At 53.4% G+C, this 18,074-nt stretch carries 13 protein-coding genes; 3 read left to right on the forward strand and 10 right to left on the reverse strand.

Annotated elements, in window-relative coordinates:
- The first annotated feature begins 221 nt into the window (after positions 1-221).
- Complete coding sequence (locus Q0683_RS04160; protein ID WP_298976434.1) at positions 222-3,944, forward strand: EAL domain-containing protein; 3,723 nt, start codon at positions 222-224, stop codon at positions 3,942-3,944.
- On the opposite strand, the gene Q0683_RS04165 is transcribed toward Q0683_RS04160, so the two are convergent.
- The 4 genes from Q0683_RS04165 to Q0683_RS04180 all read right to left on the reverse strand — a co-directional run bounded on the left by Q0683_RS04165 (position 3,941) and on the right by Q0683_RS04180 (position 7,699).
- Positions 3,941-4,390 (reverse strand): hypothetical protein, encoded by a 450-nt coding sequence (locus Q0683_RS04165; protein ID WP_298615311.1) that lies wholly within the window; start codon positions 4,388-4,390, stop codon positions 3,941-3,943. The two genes, Q0683_RS04160 and Q0683_RS04165, sit on opposite strands and share 4 nt — an antisense overlap.
- A 9-nt stretch (positions 4,391-4,399) precedes the next feature.
- Positions 4,400-5,569 carry a cysteine desulfurase family protein gene (locus Q0683_RS04170; protein ID WP_298976437.1) on the reverse strand — a complete coding sequence of 390 codons (1,170 nt, stop codon included), beginning with the start codon at positions 5,567-5,569 and terminating at the stop codon, positions 4,400-4,402.
- A gap of 268 nt (positions 5,570-5,837) precedes the next feature.
- Positions 5,838-7,049, reverse strand: coding sequence for a ribonuclease Z (rnz, locus tag Q0683_RS04175; RefSeq protein WP_366142725.1), 1,212 nt, complete (start codon positions 7,047-7,049; stop codon positions 5,838-5,840).
- A 2-nt stretch (positions 7,050-7,051) separates the two neighbouring features.
- Entirely contained in the window at positions 7,052-7,699 is a 648-nt protein-coding gene (locus tag Q0683_RS04180) for a DUF3386 domain-containing protein (RefSeq protein WP_298615307.1), read from the reverse strand.
- Positions 7,700-7,860: 161 nt separating this feature from the next.
- Here Q0683_RS04180 and Q0683_RS04185 point away from each other — a divergent pair, with 161 nt between their 5' ends.
- Positions 7,861-8,394 carry a P-loop NTPase family protein gene (locus Q0683_RS04185; RefSeq protein ID WP_298615304.1) on the forward strand — a complete coding sequence of 178 codons (534 nt, stop codon included), beginning with the start codon at positions 7,861-7,863 and terminating at the stop codon, positions 8,392-8,394.
- On the opposite strand, the gene Q0683_RS04190 is transcribed toward Q0683_RS04185, so the two are convergent.
- From Q0683_RS04190 to Q0683_RS04210, 5 genes are all read right to left on the reverse strand, one after another.
- A complete protein-coding gene (locus tag Q0683_RS04190) occupies positions 8,386-9,252 on the reverse strand; it encodes an alpha/beta fold hydrolase (RefSeq protein ID WP_298976440.1) in 867 nt (288 codons plus the stop codon). The genes Q0683_RS04185 and Q0683_RS04190 overlap by 9 nt on opposite strands.
- 164 nt (positions 9,253-9,416) lie before the next feature.
- Complete coding sequence (locus tag Q0683_RS04195) at positions 9,417-9,614, reverse strand: hypothetical protein (RefSeq protein ID WP_298615299.1); 198 nt, start codon at positions 9,612-9,614, stop codon at positions 9,417-9,419.
- A gap of 120 nt (positions 9,615-9,734) precedes the next feature.
- Complete coding sequence (locus tag Q0683_RS04200; protein ID WP_298617219.1) at positions 9,735-10,547, reverse strand: carbon-nitrogen hydrolase family protein; 813 nt, start codon at positions 10,545-10,547, stop codon at positions 9,735-9,737.
- Positions 10,548-11,124: 577 nt separating this feature from the next.
- Positions 11,125-12,189 carry a tRNA preQ1(34) S-adenosylmethionine ribosyltransferase-isomerase QueA gene (queA, locus tag Q0683_RS04205; protein WP_298615318.1) on the reverse strand — a complete coding sequence of 355 codons (1,065 nt, stop codon included), beginning with the start codon at positions 12,187-12,189 and terminating at the stop codon, positions 11,125-11,127.
- Positions 12,189-14,063 (reverse strand): PP2C family serine/threonine-protein phosphatase, encoded by a 1,875-nt coding sequence (locus Q0683_RS04210; RefSeq protein WP_298615294.1) that lies wholly within the window; start codon positions 14,061-14,063, stop codon positions 12,189-12,191. The genes queA and Q0683_RS04210 overlap by 1 nt, the downstream gene beginning before the upstream one ends.
- A gap of 413 nt (positions 14,064-14,476) precedes the next feature.
- On the opposite strand from Q0683_RS04210, the gene Q0683_RS04215 reads away from it, so the two are divergent.
- The gene (locus Q0683_RS04215) at positions 14,477-16,789 is read left to right on the forward strand and encodes a diguanylate cyclase domain-containing protein (protein ID WP_298615290.1); all 2,313 of its coding nucleotides are present in this window, start codon (positions 14,477-14,479) and stop codon (positions 16,787-16,789) included.
- A 4-nt stretch (positions 16,790-16,793) separates the two neighbouring features.
- On the opposite strand, the gene Q0683_RS04220 is transcribed toward Q0683_RS04215, so the two are convergent.
- Positions 16,794-18,056, reverse strand: a complete 1,263-nt coding sequence (locus Q0683_RS04220) for a cell wall metabolism sensor histidine kinase WalK (RefSeq protein WP_298615286.1) — start codon at positions 18,054-18,056, stop codon at positions 16,794-16,796.
- Between the last annotated feature and the right edge of the window lie 18 nt (positions 18,057-18,074).

Consider the following 18,074-nt stretch of genomic DNA (forward strand, 5'->3'; position numbering starts at 1 on the left):
ACGCCACCCAAGCTACGATAGGGCATTGGAGTTTTGATTAAAAGACATAACTTCTTGTCATTTATAATATTAATTTTTGTTGCAGAATCCAATACTCCTAGGCCTCTATACTCCAGAAAAGGACTGCTATCCGCTAAAATTTTTAATGATTACCTAAGATTTTATAGTGTAAAGCATTCAGAAGTGTCTTAATCTGAAGTAAAAATCGTGGATTCTAGCGAATGAGTATAGCTGAATTTGAGCACTTTACTGAATTATTAGTCAACCACACAGATGATCTCATTGGCCTACATGAACCAGATGGCAACTATTTATATGTGACCCCCTCCAGCAAAACTCTTTTGGGTTATTCTCCCGAAGAGCTGATTGGTAAAAGTCCCTACACATTAATTCATCCTGAGGATGCCGAACGCATCCGCAGCGGTGCCCATGCCCTTGCCCTGCAAGGCAGTGTGAATATTACCGAAACCTATCGAATGCGGAAAAAAAACGGCGGATATATTTGGCTAGAAACCCTCACACACCCCATTTGTGATGAGGCGGGAAATGTTTTATTTTTAGTGACCACGTCGCGGGATGTGACTCGCCGCCGTCAACTCGAACTTGAACTACAAGCCAATCAAGAGCTTTTAGAAGCTTTTTTTCAGCAATCCCTTGAGGCTTGTTTTTTCATGATGTTGGATCGTCCGATCCGCTGGGATGAGACGGTCAATAAAGAGGAAGTATTAGAGTATGTCTTCGATCATCAGCGTCTGACTCGGATCAATAGTGCCTTTGCCCAACAGTATCAACTGCCCGCTGAGGAACTGATTGGCCTGACGCCCCGTATTTGCTTTAGGGATAATCTTGAGCTTGCAAAACGACTGTGGCGAGCGATGTTTGACTTGGGTCGTTTTCACGTTGAAATTGAACTTCAGCGCCGCGATGGCAGCTCCTTTTGGGTGGAGGGGAACTATGTTTGCCTCTACAACCAAAGCAAAGAAATCATCGGCCACTTTGGCGTGCAGCGCGACATTAGCGATCGCGTTCGTTTTCAAGCGGAAATTGCCCAAAAAACGGCTGAACTAGAGTATTTCTTTGGCTCGTCCCTAGAGCTATTTATGATTGCCGATAGTGAGGGACGGCTGCGGCGGGTCAATCAACACTGGCAAACCTGCCTTGGCTATGACCTGAATCAGTTGGCCGGCGCAAAGTTTGAAGAATTTCTCCACCCAGAGGATCGCCCCCGCCAGCGGCAGATGCAGGAACGTCTCCTAGCGGGAGAGCAAATCACTAACCACACCATTCGCCTGCGCACCCAAGGGGGAGACTACCGCTGGTATGAATGGCAAGGGCTTCTCAGTCAAGGGCGCATTTATGGGGTCGCACGGGATGTAACAGAACAGCGCCAATTTAGCGATCGCCTGCAAGCGGCCTACAACCAAGTGGCCGATATTTTGGAGAGCATGTCGGATCACTTTTTTGAAGTAGATCGCAACTTTACGGTTATCTATGTCAACGGCAATTTTTGCCGCCTACTGGGAAAATCTGCCTCGGCGATGTTGGGGAAAAACCTCTGGGATCTCTTTCCCGATGCCCGCAACTCGATTTTTGAGAGCCAAAGTCGGCGGGCAATGGTAGAACAAATCCCCCTCCAATTTGAGATGTTTTGCCAGAGCTTAAACCAATGGCTGGCGGTGCGGGTGTTTCCCACAGGTCGAGGACTGGCGGTTTTTTCTCAGAATATTACGCTTCAGGTGGATTCGACCACTTCATTACGGCGACGACAAACCCAAGCAGAACTCCTCCATCGCCTAACACTGAATATTCGTCGTTCCCTTGATCTAGAGACGGTTCTCAAAACTGCTCTTGAGGAAGTTCGTCAATTGTTGGGGATCGATCGCACACTGATTTTTCAATTCTATGCTGATGGGCGGGGTGAAGTGGTCGCTGAATCAGTGGCGGCAGCACAGTTTTCCCTCCTGCACCGCACCTTCTATGACCCCTGCTTCCACCGCGAGTCTGCTGAAGCCTATGTCCAAGGACGGGTACTGGCGGTTGCCGATATTAACACCGCTGAAATAAGGCAGTGTCATCGCGACTTTCTCAGCCAATTGCAGGTGCGTGCCCTATTGGTAGTCCCGATTCTTGAGGAGGAACGCCTCTGGGGATTATTCCTGTGCCACCACTGCTCTTCTCCTCGACCTTGGGCAACCGACGAGATGGAACTGCTCCGCCAACTGGGGGAACAACTGGGCTTTGGCATCCACCGTGCCGAATTGGTAAGCGCCCTGCATCAAGAAAAGGAACGCTATCGGCGGGTTCTCGAAGCACAGACAGAACTGCTCTATCGTTGCACCCCTGAGGGACACTTGACCTTCGGCAATCCTGCCTTCTTCCGCTATTTGGCTGAGGCAGGGATCAGTTGTGACCTTGGGGAGCTGCTCCAACACCCGTTTGATACCCTCACACAGCAACGTTTCCAACAACACCTGCAAGCCCTTACCCCCACGCAGCCCATCAGCACAATTGAATGTGGCGTCACCTTTGGTGAAGGACGTTTTGCTTGGTTTGAATGGACTACCCGTGCCTTCTTTGACAACCATGGCCGCTGTGTTGAGTATCAATGTGTGGGGCGCGATATTACCCGCCGCAAGGAAATGGAGGATCGGTTAATTCACGATGCCCTCCACGATGCCCTGACGGGACTCCCCAACCGTACCTTGCTCCAGGAGCGCTTGCAGCATTGTTGGCGCCAGTATCAACGCCATCGGGATCGACCCTTTGCCGTTGTTTTTATTGATATTGATCGCTTTAAGCGGGTGAACGATAGCTTAGGGCACCAAGTGGGCGATCAGGTGCTCATTACCCTGGCGCAGCGGATGCAGAGTGTGGTGCCTGAGGGGGATACCTTAGCTCATCTAAGTGGTGACGAATTTGTGGTGCTGTGTGAAGACCTTGATCCAGAACAAATGGTGGCACAAGTGCAAGCACGGGTTGCCGATCTAGAGCGGGTGATTCAGGAACCGCTGATTATTGATGGTCATTTGTTGAGTTTGAGTGCCAGTATTGGTGTGGCTTTTAGCGATCGCGAGACTGCCTCCGCCGCTACCCTCTTACGGGATGCTGACATAGCCATGTACCAAGCCAAAAAACAGGGATTGGGGCAGTATCGCATCTTCGATCCCCAAATGCACACCCAAGCTCAGAGTTGCTTTACCCTTGAGAGCCAACTGCATCAGGCGATCGCCAACAGTGAGTTGCAAGTGTATTTTCAGCCCATTGTTGAGCTGGAGAGCGGGGCGATTGTCGGTCTTGAAGCCCTCAGCCGTTGGTTTGACCCGCAAAAGGGCGAAATTCCTGCCGCTGAATTTATTGTCCTTGCGGAGCAAACAGGTCTCATTGTCAGCCTTGGCCGACAGGTCTTTGAACGAGCAATCCAAGAATTCAGCCAGTGGCGACAACAGGACAGCCGTCGTCAGACCATCACCTTGGGCATCAATATCTCGCCGCAACAACTGGTGGATGCCCACTTTGTCGGTGATATTTTGGCGGTGTTGCGCAATGCCCAATTGCCCCCCCCTCTTCTGCATCTGGAGATTACGGAAACAACAATGATCCGCAACCTTGAAGCCACATTACAGGTGGCCAAGGAACTACAACAACTGGGGGTTGCCCTCAACATTGATGACTTTGGCACGGGCTATTCCTCCCTGAGTCGGTTGCATCAATTGCCAATCCACGCCCTGAAAATTGATCGCTCCTTTGTCCAGAGCTTAGAGAACAGCCAAGCAGCCCAGGAAATTATCGGTGCCGTGATTGCCCTAGGCAAGAGTCTGCGCCTAGATGTGGTGGCAGAGGGGGTGGAAACGGCGACCCAAGCCGCCCAATTAATCAACCTCGGTTGTCGCTATGGCCAAGGCTACCTCTTTTATCCGCCATTGCCCATCGAGCGGTTGCCCTAGGATTTGCTGCTGGTATTCTCGTGGGGAATAAAGGGCAAACTTTCCCACCAACTTTGATAGTTTTTTGTTATTTCTTCCCACCAGTCGGTGGGCTGTTGAAGTGCTTGTTGTAGGCGATCGCGCTCCTGTTCAAGGCGTTGAAGATTCATCTCCAGTTGGTGATACGTCGTCTCTAGGGTGGTAAGTTGATGACTAAGGGCTTGATGTTGCTGTTGCCAGTAATCGCGCTCTCTCTGTAATTGTTGATTTTCTGCCACCGTTGCTTGAAGTTGTTGTTGGAGTTGATTGCAGTGATCTTGCAGCCTTGCTAATTTGGCTTCGAGGGTGGCTTTTTGCGAGGGGTATCGCAGCGATCGCAGAATTGTCCATAGCAGAATCAGGGTGGCAACCACGCCGTAGCTGGCCAGCGCCCAAGTCCCCTGTGCAGATAATGTCGCCCACACCATTGATCACCCCTAAGGAATAGACACCGCTAAAGAAGGCGCGATCGCCTCTGCCAAATATTGCCGCAGCACCATGGCTAACCAATCCACGTCGGCAGTTGTGGTCTCTCGCCCCAAGGTAATGCGAATTCCCGCTTTAGCCGTTTCCGGATCATAACCCATGGCCAAAAGGGTAGGACTAGGTTGAGTGTGGCCGCTTTGACAGGCAGAACCCGCACTAATGCCAATGCCTGCTAGGTTCAGTTGCCGCACCAAGGTTTTTCCATTCAAGGGCTGGCCGTGGCGATCGCGCACAATTAAACTCAGGTGATGGGGCAATCGCTGCCAAGGGTGTCCGGTGCGTTCCACTTGGGGATGATCCTGCAACTGCTGCCACAGGCGATCGCGCAGTTGGGCAAGGCGCATTGGTTCTGTCGCCAGCTCAGTCGCTGCCCACTCCGCCGCCACCCCAAAACCCACAAGGGTCGGCACTGCCTGGGTTCCTGCCCTCACGCCAAGTTCCTGCCCACCGCCGCGCAAGAGGGGTTCTAGGGACACCCCCGATCGCACATACAGTGCCCCTGCCCCCTGAGGGCCGTAAATCTTATGACTGGACAGCGAGAGTAAATCCACTCCTAACCGCTGCACATCCAAGGGAACGCGTCCTGCCACTTGAACCGCATCCGTATGAAAGAGAACCCCGGCCTCATGGCAAATGGCCGCCAGCTCGGCAATGGGCTGGAGCGTGCCCACCTCACTTTGGCCATAGATAATCGAGACTAAAACCGTGTTCGGTTGAAGGGCTTGGCGCAACTGCGCAGGTTCCACCTGTCCCCAATGATTAACCGGTAAGCGGGTCACTTGCCAGCCTTGGGATTCTAGGGCACCCGCCGGTTTGGCCACCGCAGAATGCTCGACCGCGGAAATAATTAGGTGCTGGGGTTGGCGATAGCGCCGGCAGACGCCCCACAGGGCAAGATTGTCTGCCTCTGTGCCCCCAGAGGTAAAAATAATCTCCTCTGGTTGGGCGTGAATTAGGGCTGCCACCTGCATCCGTGCCTGCTCCAGGGCAATTGCCGAACGTTGCCCCCACTCGTGAATACTGGAGGGATTGCCCCACTGCTGTTCATAGGCCGCCACCATGGCCGCAATAGCTTCCGCTCGACAGGGGGTCGTCGCGCCATAGTCGAAATACAATTGCATGGGCAGGAGCCGCTCCCAAAAACCAATGGGGGAACCGTTGCAAGATCAAGTCCCTTAAGCTAATTGTAACCGATGATTCCCTCGTTCCTTTGAATACGGCGGATTAGCTCCAGCAGCATCATACCCTAGCCCCCTTGAAATTTGCCTGTATGCTTTTAACGATGCCAGTCCTTCCTAGGGCTTAACGGTGATTAACAGCACAACAGGACGTTGATCTCAATCAAAAGTTCCTATCAAGTTCCTATTTAAGACTCAGAAGAATTAATCTTTAGAAGTGCACGTTGAGGGTGTCCCAGGCCACCTGTGGATAGAGGCGTTCGAGTTCCGCCAAGCAGGTGAATTTTTGCTGCCGCCGCCGCTCCAAAATTGCATTGGCTGTAACAGCATCAATTCCGAGTTTCTGCTGCATTTGTTGGCGGGTGGCACGGTTGATGGCGATCGCCGACAGGGTTTTCTTGGCAACGGCAACCCCTTTCTCCACCGGTTGGCTAGGAAGTTTATCCTCTCTTGTTGCGGGGGGCGCAGGGTTCTCTGGCGGGGCTGCTTCACTGCCCTCGCGGGGGATCTCATAGTGGAGAAAATCCCACGCCAAGCGGGTATTGGGGAAAATGGCTTGTGCTTCCGCCAGCAGATCTTCCACCTGCAGCGGATTGCCGGGGGCGTAGCGGGCACTAAAGTGGGTGAGGAAGAGCAACTTCACTTGGGCAAAGGCCGCCACCTGAGCTGCCATTGTCGAGGTGGAATGCAGCCGCGCAAAGGCCAAGTCTGCCTCCCGATGGGAAAAGGTGGCCTCGTGAATGAGCACATCCGCCTGCTGAGCTAGTTCAACGGCGCTGTCACAAAATACTGTATCTGTGCAATAGACCATACTGCGTCCCCGCTGCGGTGGATCGCAAAAGTCGCGGCCATCGAACGTGCGGCCATCTTCAAGGGTAATGGTTTTACCCTGCTTGAGTTGACCATACAGTGGACCAGAGGGAATCCCTAGGGCTTGGGCTTTTTCCACATGAAAGCGACCGGGGCGATCGCTCTCCGTAACGCGGTAGCCAAAGGCGGGCACCCGATGATGCAGCAGCCGACAGGTCACCGTAAACTCGCCATCGCTAAAGACTTCCCCTGGCTCCACCGTATGCACCTGCAACTTGTAGGGGAGCCGCATGGCCGACCAGCGCAAACAACTTTCAACGTAGCGGTTTAAGGTCGGCGGGCCATAGACATCAATTTGACTCACCGTTCCCGCAAGACCGCAACTGGCCAGCAAGCCCATCAGCCCAAAGATGTGATCGCCGTGCATGTGGCTAATGAAAATTCGGCGGATCTGGCTGGTGCGCAGGTCGCTGCGCAGCAATTGGTGCTGGGTGGCCTCCCCGCAGTCAAAGAGCCAAATTTCCTTGCGCTGGGGGAGCCGCAGAGCAACGCTGGAAACATTGCGTGTGCGGGTGGGAACCCCGGAACTCGTGCCTAAAAATGTGATTTCCACGCTTAGTCGGCTAAAAGCTGCAGGTCATCAAAGCGAATTTCCACGGTGCTGGTCTGGCCATTTTCATGGGTGTGCACCACCTGCCGACTCATTAGGTAGTAATTGCCCACGGGCACGTAGGTATCCTCAAACTCCATTTGCCGCAGCACTTCATTGGTTTGCGGGTTGCGGAAGACCGCCACGTAGTTGGTGGAAATGTACCCCGCGCCGGTCTCGAGGGCTTCACGGTGGGTAATGGCAAAGGCCACCCGCCCCATGACGCGGCTGACATAGACAATTTGATTGTCCCGCACTTTGTAATTAGACCCCATGGCGTCGCCGCTGACGAGAATCTCCACCGCCCCACTGGCGTCGGTTTCCCCGACTTGGAAGGTGTTTTTGCCATGGGCAGCTTCAAAACTGTTGCGCTTGCGGTGCACAATCACATCCCGCAGTTGGTTGTAAAGGGATTCGCGCACCTGCTCGTCTTCAATGCCACTCACTTCAACAGTGTAGTCGCGGCTCACTTTGACTTGCCCCTGATAGCTGCGATCGCCCTCAATGAGCGTGACCTTGGCCGTAAAGCCGGGAAAATTCTCATCCCATGTGTAACGATTTTCGTAGGCGGCGCGAAAGAGCGCCTCAGCATCAAGGGCTTGTGTCGCGGGCATAGCGGCATCCTCCGTAACAATCACATTGTTTTAAGATAACCGATTCTTTGACCCCTTGACGGCCACGTATATCTAGTGTTCACTAGGGTTAAATCATGGCACACTACACTAGATGTATAACCCCCGTGGGTCATTCCCCTTTTTGAATAAACAGGAACACGATGGTGGCACAACTCTCGGTTTCCGTCTCTGAGGCAAGCTTGCCCCTAACCTATGGTGTTGAGGGAGTGGTGCAGGTCTTTACCTGTCCGCAGCGACACTTTTTCGCCACGGTCATAGCACAGGCGTTGCGGGTGGCTGCTCAGGGGAGTGGGGTATTGGTTGTGCAATTTCTCAAGGGGGGAATTCAAACGGGAATTGAGCACCCGATTCAGTTGGGGCAACATTTGACGTGGTGGCGACCGGCTTTTCAACGTTGTTTGGGGGATCCACAGACCATCACGCCAGAGGAGAAGGCCGCAGTCCGCCAGCTTTGGGAACATCTCCAAGGGACGGTGCAAGGGGGACAGTATCGCTTGGTCGTTCTAGATGAGGTGAGTGTGGCCATTCAACTGGGGCTGCTGAGTGAAGCTGAAGTTCTGAATTTCTTGAAGCATCGCCCACGCACCCTCGATGTTATGTTGACTGGGCCTGAAATGCCGCCGTCCTTGTTGGCGATCGCTGACCAAGTGACCGAATTGCGGCGACTAATTTAGGGGCGCTGAAACAGTCTCTAACCACTCCAGCAAATACTCATTCACCAGATCGGGTTGCTCCTGCTGCACGAAGTGACCACAGTAGTCTAAGTATTGGATTTTTAACTCTTTGACGTAGGCTTCTGTGCCGTAGGTGAGTTCAATGCCGAGGGTGGGGTCTTGCCGCCCCCAGAGCATCAAGGTCGGCACCTCTAACATCCCCCACTCGCGACGCCAGAGACTTTGTAGCGTGGCACGGTAGTAGTTGAGCATCCCTGAAAGGGCGCCCCGCTGGGCGGCAGCATCCTGATAGAGAGCCAAGTCGGCAGGTCGAATGGCCTGCTGGTTCACCGCTGCCCAGCGAAAAATTTGGGCGATCGCCCCATAGCCCCCCCATTCTAAGAGCAGCTCCGGCAACCACGGCAGTTGGAACAGCAGCATATAGCTACTGCGCAGCCATTGCTCCCAACTTAACTGCTGAAACTTGGCAGGGTGGGGACAAGCCAAGACACTCAGGGTTTGAATCCGCTCAGGGACAGTGTAAGCCACCCCCCAAGCCACCATTCCTCCCCAATCGTGCCCCACTAGATGACAGCGACGATAACCTAGGCCATCTATGATACCGACAATATCGAGGATTAACTCATCGAGAACGTAGCTGGCGGTATCTTGGGGTTTATCGCTGAGATTGTAGCCGCGCAAATCCAGGGCAACAACTTTGTGCTTGTCTGCCAAGACGGGAATTTGATGTCGCCAAGAGTACCAAAACTCCGGAAAGCCATGGAGCAACAGTACCAACTCCCCTTCTCCCTGGGTGACATAGTGGAGACGGATGCCATTGGAGACAATAAATTTATGAATCCACGGCCCTTCAATCATAGGCACCTTGTGAGCTGGCACTTTCCACTATAACCAAGAAACCCTAGACGTAGGACTTTGGCGGGGCGATCGCTCTTTGCGGCAATAAAAAACCCCGCTTCCGAGGGGAGAGAGAATCACTTCGCAAGACAATTCTGAAACTCTGAAACAATTCTGGCGTAACGTTAGTAGGCAAGGGTTTCGAGAGCCTGACGCAAGTAAGCGGTAACACAAGCATCCAGATCGGTGGGCTGCTCAAGGATCACACCGGCTTGCTTCTCACTCAGCCAACGCTGAAACCCTGAACTGTGGGCGATCGCCCGCTTCAGCAAGTTCCAAACCTCCGAGGAGGCTTGCGGGTTGGAAACCGTAACGCTATCCATAGATACGCTCCTAACTGGTTTGGAGTGAGGGCAAGGATTCACCTATGGTTTTAAGATAGCGTAGGAAATTCCCCGCTGCTGTATGCCCTGTTACGATTGATTGCACAATTTGCCCAAGGATTAGAAAAAGACGCGGTGTTGCAGGCAGGGCATCTGTTGGCGGACCTGTTCAAGGCGGCTGGGTTCAATGGCTGCAATTGCGACACCGGGGCGATCGCCCGCATCTGCAAGGATGGTTCCCCAAGGATCGACAATCAGGGCATGGCCGTGGGTTTGCCGCCGCCCATAGTGAACCCCCGTTTGAGCTGGTGCAATCACATAACAGGTGTTTTCAATGGCCCGTGCTTGCAGGAGAACCTGCCAGTGATCTTTACCCGTAAAAGCCGTAAAGGCAGCCGGCACAAACAACACCGTTGCCCCCGCCTGGGAGAGCGCGCGGTAAAGTTCTGGAAAGCGAACATCGTAGCACACCGACAAGCCAATATTCCCCAGTTCCTTACTGGGATAGACAGAGGGCAATTGCCGTCCGGCCAGCACTGTTCCCGATTCGTAGTAGATATTGCCATCGGGCAACTCGACATCAAATAAATGCACCTTTTGGTAACGGCTCAATTCTTCCCCTGTGGGGCCAATGAGTACTGCTGTGTTATAGACTTTGCCTTCAGTGGCCGGTACCGGATAGCCACCCCCCACCAAGGTAATCTGAAATCGCTGCGCCATGCGTTTCAAAAAGGCCTCGGTACGCTCGGCGATCGTTGCCGCTTGAGCCACTTTCTCGCGATCATCACCAAGAAAGGAAAAATTTTCTGGCAAGCCAATTAGTTCTGCCCCCCGTCTCACCGCCAATTCAATCAATTCTTCTGCCTGCGCCAGATTTGCCTCAAGGTTGGGTTGGCTGGTCATTTGCAGTGCGGCAGCGAGATAGGATTTCATGCCCATTGAAAAAAGACAGCAATCTTTTATTCTATCGTTGCAATCTGCTTCGGGCAAGTCTAACGAGAACGCAGGTTCTGGAAGATCGGATTGCGCGGGGTAGGAGTTGAACGGCCATGGCTGCTCTTAGAACGCAATAGTTCCCGCGTTCACCATCATTAGTCGTTTTCTGCTCTCAATGAATTTTCTTGACTTGGCCAACAATGGCGAGGTTTCGGTTGCCCCCACTATAAATCGCCGTCCCATGGGCAACCAAGAATCTGAAATATTTTTTTAATGGTTAACCACAAAGCTATACTATTGCTCAAAATTCCTTAAACGCCCAAGCATGCCCCTAAAAAGCCATCCGCTCCCAAGGAAGGCCTCAGGAGCGGTCTGGTGGTTATCGTGGGTGTCAACTGCTAGGAAAGGTAGCTTCCTAGGTGTCGATTTCAACTCAACAGATGGAGAACAACTCTTCCCTAGAGCTGAACTACTCCAAAACGACGACCCAAGCGTTTACTACTATCTGCCATGGGCATCACCTCCATCTCCCTGAACGGTACTTTGCAAAACAACTGAGCTTAGGATAGCACATTCAAACGGGATTGGAGCAAGCGCTAGGCAAAATCAGCATGGCATCGCCAAAGGAATAGAAGCGGTACTGGCGATCAATGGCCTGCTGGTACAACTCAAGTAGCCGTTCGCGACCAATAAAGGCACTGACAAGCATCATCAAGCTGGAGCGAGGCAGGTGAAAGTTGGTAATGAAGCCTTCGACAATCTTGGGCCGGTACCCCGGATAGATATACAGATCACTTTTGCCAGAAAAGGGTTGAAGGGTGCCTGATTGAGCTGCCGTCTCTAGGGAGCGAATCACGGTGGTGCCGACGGCAATGAGCCGCCCCCCGGCAGCTTTGGCGGCCTGAATCCGCTCGACAGTGGCAGCCGGTACCTCAATCCATTCTTCGTGGAGATGGTGATGGCGAATATCCTGAGCCTCAACGGGGCGAAAGGTGCCAATGCCCACATGGAGGGTCACAAAACAGTGATCAATCCCCTGATAGGCTAGCTTGCTCAGGAGTTCGGGGGTAAAGTGCAAGCCGGCGGTTGGTGCAGCGACGGCTCCGGGACGGCGGGCATAAACGGTCTGGTATTGCTCGGTATCCTCAATGGGGTTGTCAATGTAAGGAGGTAGGGGCACTTCCCCCAGTTGATCGAGGTAGGACCATAGGCGATCGCCCGCCGGCAGATCGAATTCAATTATCCGTCCGCGAGTCTCCTCGTCAACAGCCTGTACCGTGGCCTGCAGCGTGCCAATTTGAATCATGGCGCCAGGGCGCAATTTTCGACCGGGCTTCACCAAGGCCAACCACTGGCGATCGCTCAATTCTTCGAGGAGAAACACCTCGACGGTGCGGCCAGCGCCACCGACTTTTTGCCCAATTAGCCGTGCTGGAATGACTCGTGTATCGTTGAGCACAAGCAGATCCCCCGGTTGCAACAGTTGCGGTAGCTCATAGAAAAAGTGATCCGTGGCAGTGTTCTTGGTCACCACCATCAGGCGAGAATGATCGCGGGGGGACACAGGGTGTTGGGCAATCCGCTCCGGGGGTAGGTGATAGTCGTAGGCGTTGAGGCAAAAATCAGCAGGATTAGGCATCATTGGGGGGTAATCAAGGGGGAAGGAGAGGACTCTACACCCTCTGTAGAGCGATTCATAGAAGTCACAACAGTGAGAAAACCAAGGGCAGCAGTGGCAATGCCCACAGCCGTCAGCAGCAGCCAGGCGGGGGAACGAGACATTTGGGTTGGCTGCGGTTTGGGTTGGGGTTGAGGGGGTTCCCCCATTTGGGAAGCCATTATATCCAGTTCCGATGGCTGGGGGGGGGCGACGTGGTTCATTGGAATGTCTGTTACCTCTGGCAACTCCCCTTGACAGACAATATCGCTGTAATCCAAGTCAATGACCCCCGCCGCATTCTTCATCCGACAGTGAATGAGCATCACCGTCACGTTGTCATGACCATTGAGGCCATTGGCAAGATCAATGAGTTGTTCAGCCGCAGCAGTGAGGGAAAGTTCACCTTGGAGCACCGGCAGGAGGTACTGCCGCCAGTAGGTTTCGACACGGTTAAAATCACTGAGGCCATCGGAACAGAGCAACAGAATCCCCTCCTCATCTAGCAAAAAGTGTTGAACCGTGGGATGTAGATGCTGAGAGGGTGCCATGCCCAAAGCTTGCACCAAAGAACCACCGTAGGGGAGTTCGAGGGCTTGATGGTAAGTACTCATCCCCAAGCGCACATCGCGGCTGGCCACATCGTCATCCAGGGTGAGTTGGTAGCATCCCCAACGGTTGATCCAGTAGGCACGGCTATCGCCAATGTGGGCCAAGTAAAGATGGGCGTGTTCAATCAGGGCACCGACAACGGTGGTTCCCATGCGCTGGCGTTCGTGGCGCTGCTCCGTATTGTTGCGTTGATTGATCGCATCGTTGGTGCGGCGAATGGCTGTTTGAATGGCCTGCTCAACCCCAGCAGGGGACATCTCCAGCACTTGAAGGGGGGTTAGCGCCTCCTTGAGAATGTGAATGGCTAAGCCCGCAGCGACATCGCCCCCTTCATGCCCCCCAACTCCATCACACACCAAGGCGAGCACCTGCGATTGGTTCGTGAGATCGCCCTCTGGAAAACACTTGTCCTCATTGCGAGTGCGACTGGGCCCTTGGTCGGAGCGACTGGCAATATCATAGTAGTACTCATAGCCCAGGTGATCTAGAGCCTGTTGAAACAGTGTCTCTAAGGTGTCACGAATAAATTCAGGGGTAGTGTCCTGAGGATCCTGCATGTGTTGACATAGGATCGTGAAGGCCTGCTGAAAATTTTCCCCTTGATCGGCAAAGCTGAAATGGGTTTGCCAGAATTTGCCAAGGTCGGCCAAGGTTGGATTATTGCCCGCTTGCAGTTGCAGGAGTCGCACAAGGGAACCTTCGGCTCGCAAAAGCTGGGGATTGAGCAGCGTGAGAGCCACATTTTCTGCCGCCAGTGCCGGCCAAAGGGAGATGATTTGCCATAACCAGTTGAGGCGGCGCACTAAATTGGCTTTCTCCCAGATGAGGGTAAGGGGAGCAGCATGGGTGAGACCGGGGGCAACTTTGGCATCGGCAAGGTCAATACAACTGACGGGGGCATGCTCAAGGAGCAACAGTTCTCCCTCAGGAAGGGACAGGGCACCGAATAATTCGGGCACATGGGGACGCTTGGGAAATAGGCGCAGGTAAGGACGGTAGAGTTGGGCAGTGTTGTCCACCCCAGGAGCGGGTTCCCCCGGCAGTAGATCTAAGAGTAAGTGTTTGCCTTGCACGAGGTAGCGATCGCCCACCAGTTCACCCACGCTGTAGTGATCCAAGCTAGAACCGATCGCCCACAAGTAGCGTTTCAAAAGCGGTACTCGGCAGTGGCAGCATTCGGTTTGATCAATGGCATTGGCGGTGCCACACTCCGGGCAAATGAGGTTAGGCGCAGTTGGATTCATCGCTTCAACCCTGAGATGGCTGCCGCAGTCACAATCGCCCGTAGCAGGCACGTGTGGAGTTCCTGATCGAGTAATTTACTAGTCCATAGCATGGGGCGAATAAGAGGCATGCAATTCCCTATCCTAGCTTTTCTCCTGCAATAGCGGAATATTTCAGTTACAGCTCTTGATTGCTGGATCGAAGGCACTCAAAACTGTAAAAGTAGCCACGGAGGAGACTCACATTCCCTTTGCGTATCCTCATCCTCAATGCTGTTAGCGAACCATACAAGATAAAATTAGAATAATCAAGCTGCGGTGGAGATCGTCAAAGTTAATGACATGGATTTTTGTAAATCTTTTGTTTGTTTTTTAGAAAAATTAAAAATTATAGACATAACCTTAATAGCAAATCTTCCTGAGAGAGGGGCACTATGGAGCAATTGAGTTTAGGCTTAAATTTGCAAGCCTTGGTTCAGGCTCAATTAGTTGTGATTGCTCCAACGGGTTCCTTCAATGAGATTCTCCGCGGGTTACAGAACAACCAAGGATTTGGTTTAGTTGTAGAAGAGCAAGGACAGTTTCAAGGATTGATTACCCAGCGGGAGGTGATCCGTGCCCTTGGTCAAGGCATGTCTCCTGAGGAGATCACCGCCTCCAAAATTATGCTACCGCCCGACTATTGTCTGCGCCTCAATGATCTCGACGATCCCCTAGCGGTCTTGGAGCGGTTTCGCTACTTTGGGGTGGATGCCCTTGCAGTGGTGAATAATTCAGGGGGGGTTGAGGGATTACTGACCCGCCAAGCTTTTCGCGAGAGCCTGCGCCCGGTGGATCTATTACGGATTAAGCGGGTGGCTGAGGTCATGGTGCCCGATGTGGTTACTATTGCTGCGGAGGCTTCTTTACAGGAAGCTGCTGCCCTGATGACTGAACGGCGTGTGACGAGTTTGGTGGTTCCTGAAGCAACGTCCAGTGGTCTGCTGCCGCGCGGTATCATTACAGAAAAGGATATTTTTGAGGCACTGCATTCCCAAGGGGGGGTGCTCAGCGGAACGGTGGGCAGTACTATGTCCCAACCCGTGCTGACGGTAACCCCCGATCAAACTCTGTGGCAGGTCAATCATTTGTTCAAAGAGCATGGGGTACGGCGGGTTGTGGTGGTGGATGCCAAGGGGCAGATGGTGGGCATTGTTACCCAAAGTAATCTGTTGGCGGCAATTGACATTACGGAAGCCCAAGGGGTGATTCAGGTTCTAACCCGGGAACTCAATCAGGCCACGGCAGAACTCCGCTGGCAACTGTCACGGCAACAGGCAATTACGGTGGCAATTACCGAGAGTGAGCAGCGCTACAACACCCTCATCAGTCATTTACCTGTTGCGATCTATCGCCGCGATCGCCTGTGGCAGTTTCATTACGTTAGCGATCAAATTTACGATCTCACGGGATATTTTCCCCAAGAGTTGTCGGATCTGCGTCGGATTATTCCACCTGCCGATTTGGCTAGGGCAGAACGGGAGATTGAACAGGCGATTCAGCAGCAGCGTGCCTATAGTACCACCTATCGCATTCAACATCGGGATGGCTGTTTCCGCTGGTTGAGCGATCGCGGCCAGCTCAATCCTGAAACCAATACCCTCTACGGCGTGCTGCTGGATGTCTCGGAGCAAAAGCGCACGGAAGAGCGGCTCAAGACCGCCCTAGAGCGGGAGATTATCGTCAGCACAATCATTCAAGATATTCGCCAATCCCTGCAACTGGAAGAAATTTTGCAGCGGGCAGTCACCAGTATTCAGCAACTGCTCCTGAGCGATCGCGTGCTCATTTACCGCTTTTTAGAAGACGGCAGTGGCATTGTTGCTGTAGAGGCAACCTCTTCTCCTGCCTATGCCATCCGTGGCCAAATCATCCACGACCCCTGTTTTAGCAGGGAAACTGCCCAGCGCTTTCTCGAAGGACGAACCCTGACCATCAGCGATGTCAACCAAGCCCAACTTCAAGATTGCTATCGCGAGCTGCTGGTGGGTTTGCAGGTGCAGGCGAATCTCGTAGTACCCCTCTTGCACGGGCAGACCCTTTGGGGGCTGTTGATTGCCCATCAGTGCAGTCGGCCACGGCTTTGGCAGCGGGAAGAACTATTCTTACTGCAACGGATTGCCGAACCCCTAGCGGTGGCACTGCAACAGGCAGAAATGTACCAAGCCCTAGAACAGGCCAATGCCAATTTACAACAGATGGCCTATTTAGATAGCCTCACCGATATTGGCAATCGTCGCTACTTTGATGAGCTGCTGGCCAAAGAATGGCGGCGCTGTCAGCGGGAGCACTGTCCCTTGAGCTTAGTGCTATTGGATATTGACTGCTTTAAGGCCTATAACGACCACTACGGCCACTTGCAGGGAGATGAGGTGCTAAGGCAGGTGGCACAAATCTTGGAGTGCTGTCTTCAGCGTGCCGGCGATGTGGCTGCCCGCTTTGGGGGGGAGGAATTTGCCCTAATCCTGCCCAATACAACCCAAGGCGGAGCCATCCACGTTGTGGAAAAGGTACGGGCGGCTCTTGCTGCAGCGAACATTCCCCATGCGAAAAGCCTCGTTGGCTCAACCCTCACCGCCAGTTTTGGGATTGCCACCACCGTGCCTGCTGCGCCCCATTTGCCTGCCGACTTGCTCCGGTGGGCTGACCAATGCCTTTATAAAGCAAAGTCACTGGGGCGCGATCGCTGGATTGCTAAGGAATTATAGAAAACTAAGGTGAGATCAGCGGCAGATAAATTCGCAGCCATGCTCCCCCATAGTGTGGATGATTGGCAGCCTGCATATAGCCCCCGTGGCACTCTACAATTTGGCGGGCAATGGCTAGCCCCAATCCACTGCCACTGCCAATAGGGGGCATGCGTCCTTCACTATCGGTGGGGATGACAAAGCGATGCCGCCGTGCCTGTGCTCGATAAAACCGCTCAAACACATGGGGCAAGTCCTTGGGGGGAAAGCCACTGCCCGTGTCAATGACTTCAAGGCAAAGATAGCCTCCCTCGCGATCGCTCACTAGGCGGGTGTAAACCCGACTCCCCACAGGGCTGTACTTAATGGCGTTGTCGTAGAGATTGACGAGGAGCCGAAACAGTTGCGATTCATTCCCGCAGTAGGGAAATTGCTCTGGGCCGGTGTACTCGTGGTGAATGTTTTTGGCCTTAGCGAGGGGGGCGAGGGATTGCCATGCAGTGTCAATAAGTTTGACAAGGTCGAGGGGGTGTCGCTCTAGGCTATCGGCGGGCGTGTGGCTGAGGCGGTTTAATTCTAGGAGTTCTTGGACAAGGAGACTGAGGCGAATAATTTCCTCGAGGAGGCGATCAACCCAATCCCGTAAGGACTCTGGCACCCGTTGTTGCAGGGTTTCAGCAACAAGGCGCAGGGATGTTAAGGGGGTTTTTAATTCATGGGCAACATCCGCTGCCCAGCGATCGCGCTCATCCCGCAACCGCACCGTTTCTTCGCAGTCTTCAATGAATACCCCCACATGCCCCTCGCCAAGGAAGAGTCCCCGTGCCCGCAGGGGTTTGCGCTTGGTTTGTCCGGTCGGTGTAAGGTAGGCATAGAGCCATTCCTGCTCCCGCATGGTTTCCTCGTGGCGCACCTCCTCGATAAGACAGTCCAATTCATAGGAGCGCACCAGTTCTAGAAAAAGGCGACCTTGGGGATGGGCGCAACCGAAGAGCGATCGCGCCGCCGCGTTACAGCAGACCACGCAATCGGCTTCATCCACCTCAAAGTAGGCAATGGGGGCATATTCAACAAGCTTTTGAGAGCGCAGCAGTTGCTGACGACAGCGTTCCTGTTCTTGAAGCTGTTGGCTGAGTAAGGTCTGCAGGCGTTGCCACGGTGAGGATTTGCAGGGACGGACGGTGTACTGCTCAAGGATTGTCTCCACAGCGTGTTGCACTTGCTGCCACTGCCAGAACCAAACTGCTAGACCCAACAGCAGGCCAACCCCCAAAAAGATCAACTCCATACCTGAGTGCCAAAATCG

Source organism: uncultured Thermosynechococcus sp., from assembly GCF_938074695.1.
Classification (GTDB): Bacteria; Cyanobacteriota; Cyanobacteriia; order Thermosynechococcales; family Thermosynechococcaceae; genus Thermosynechococcus.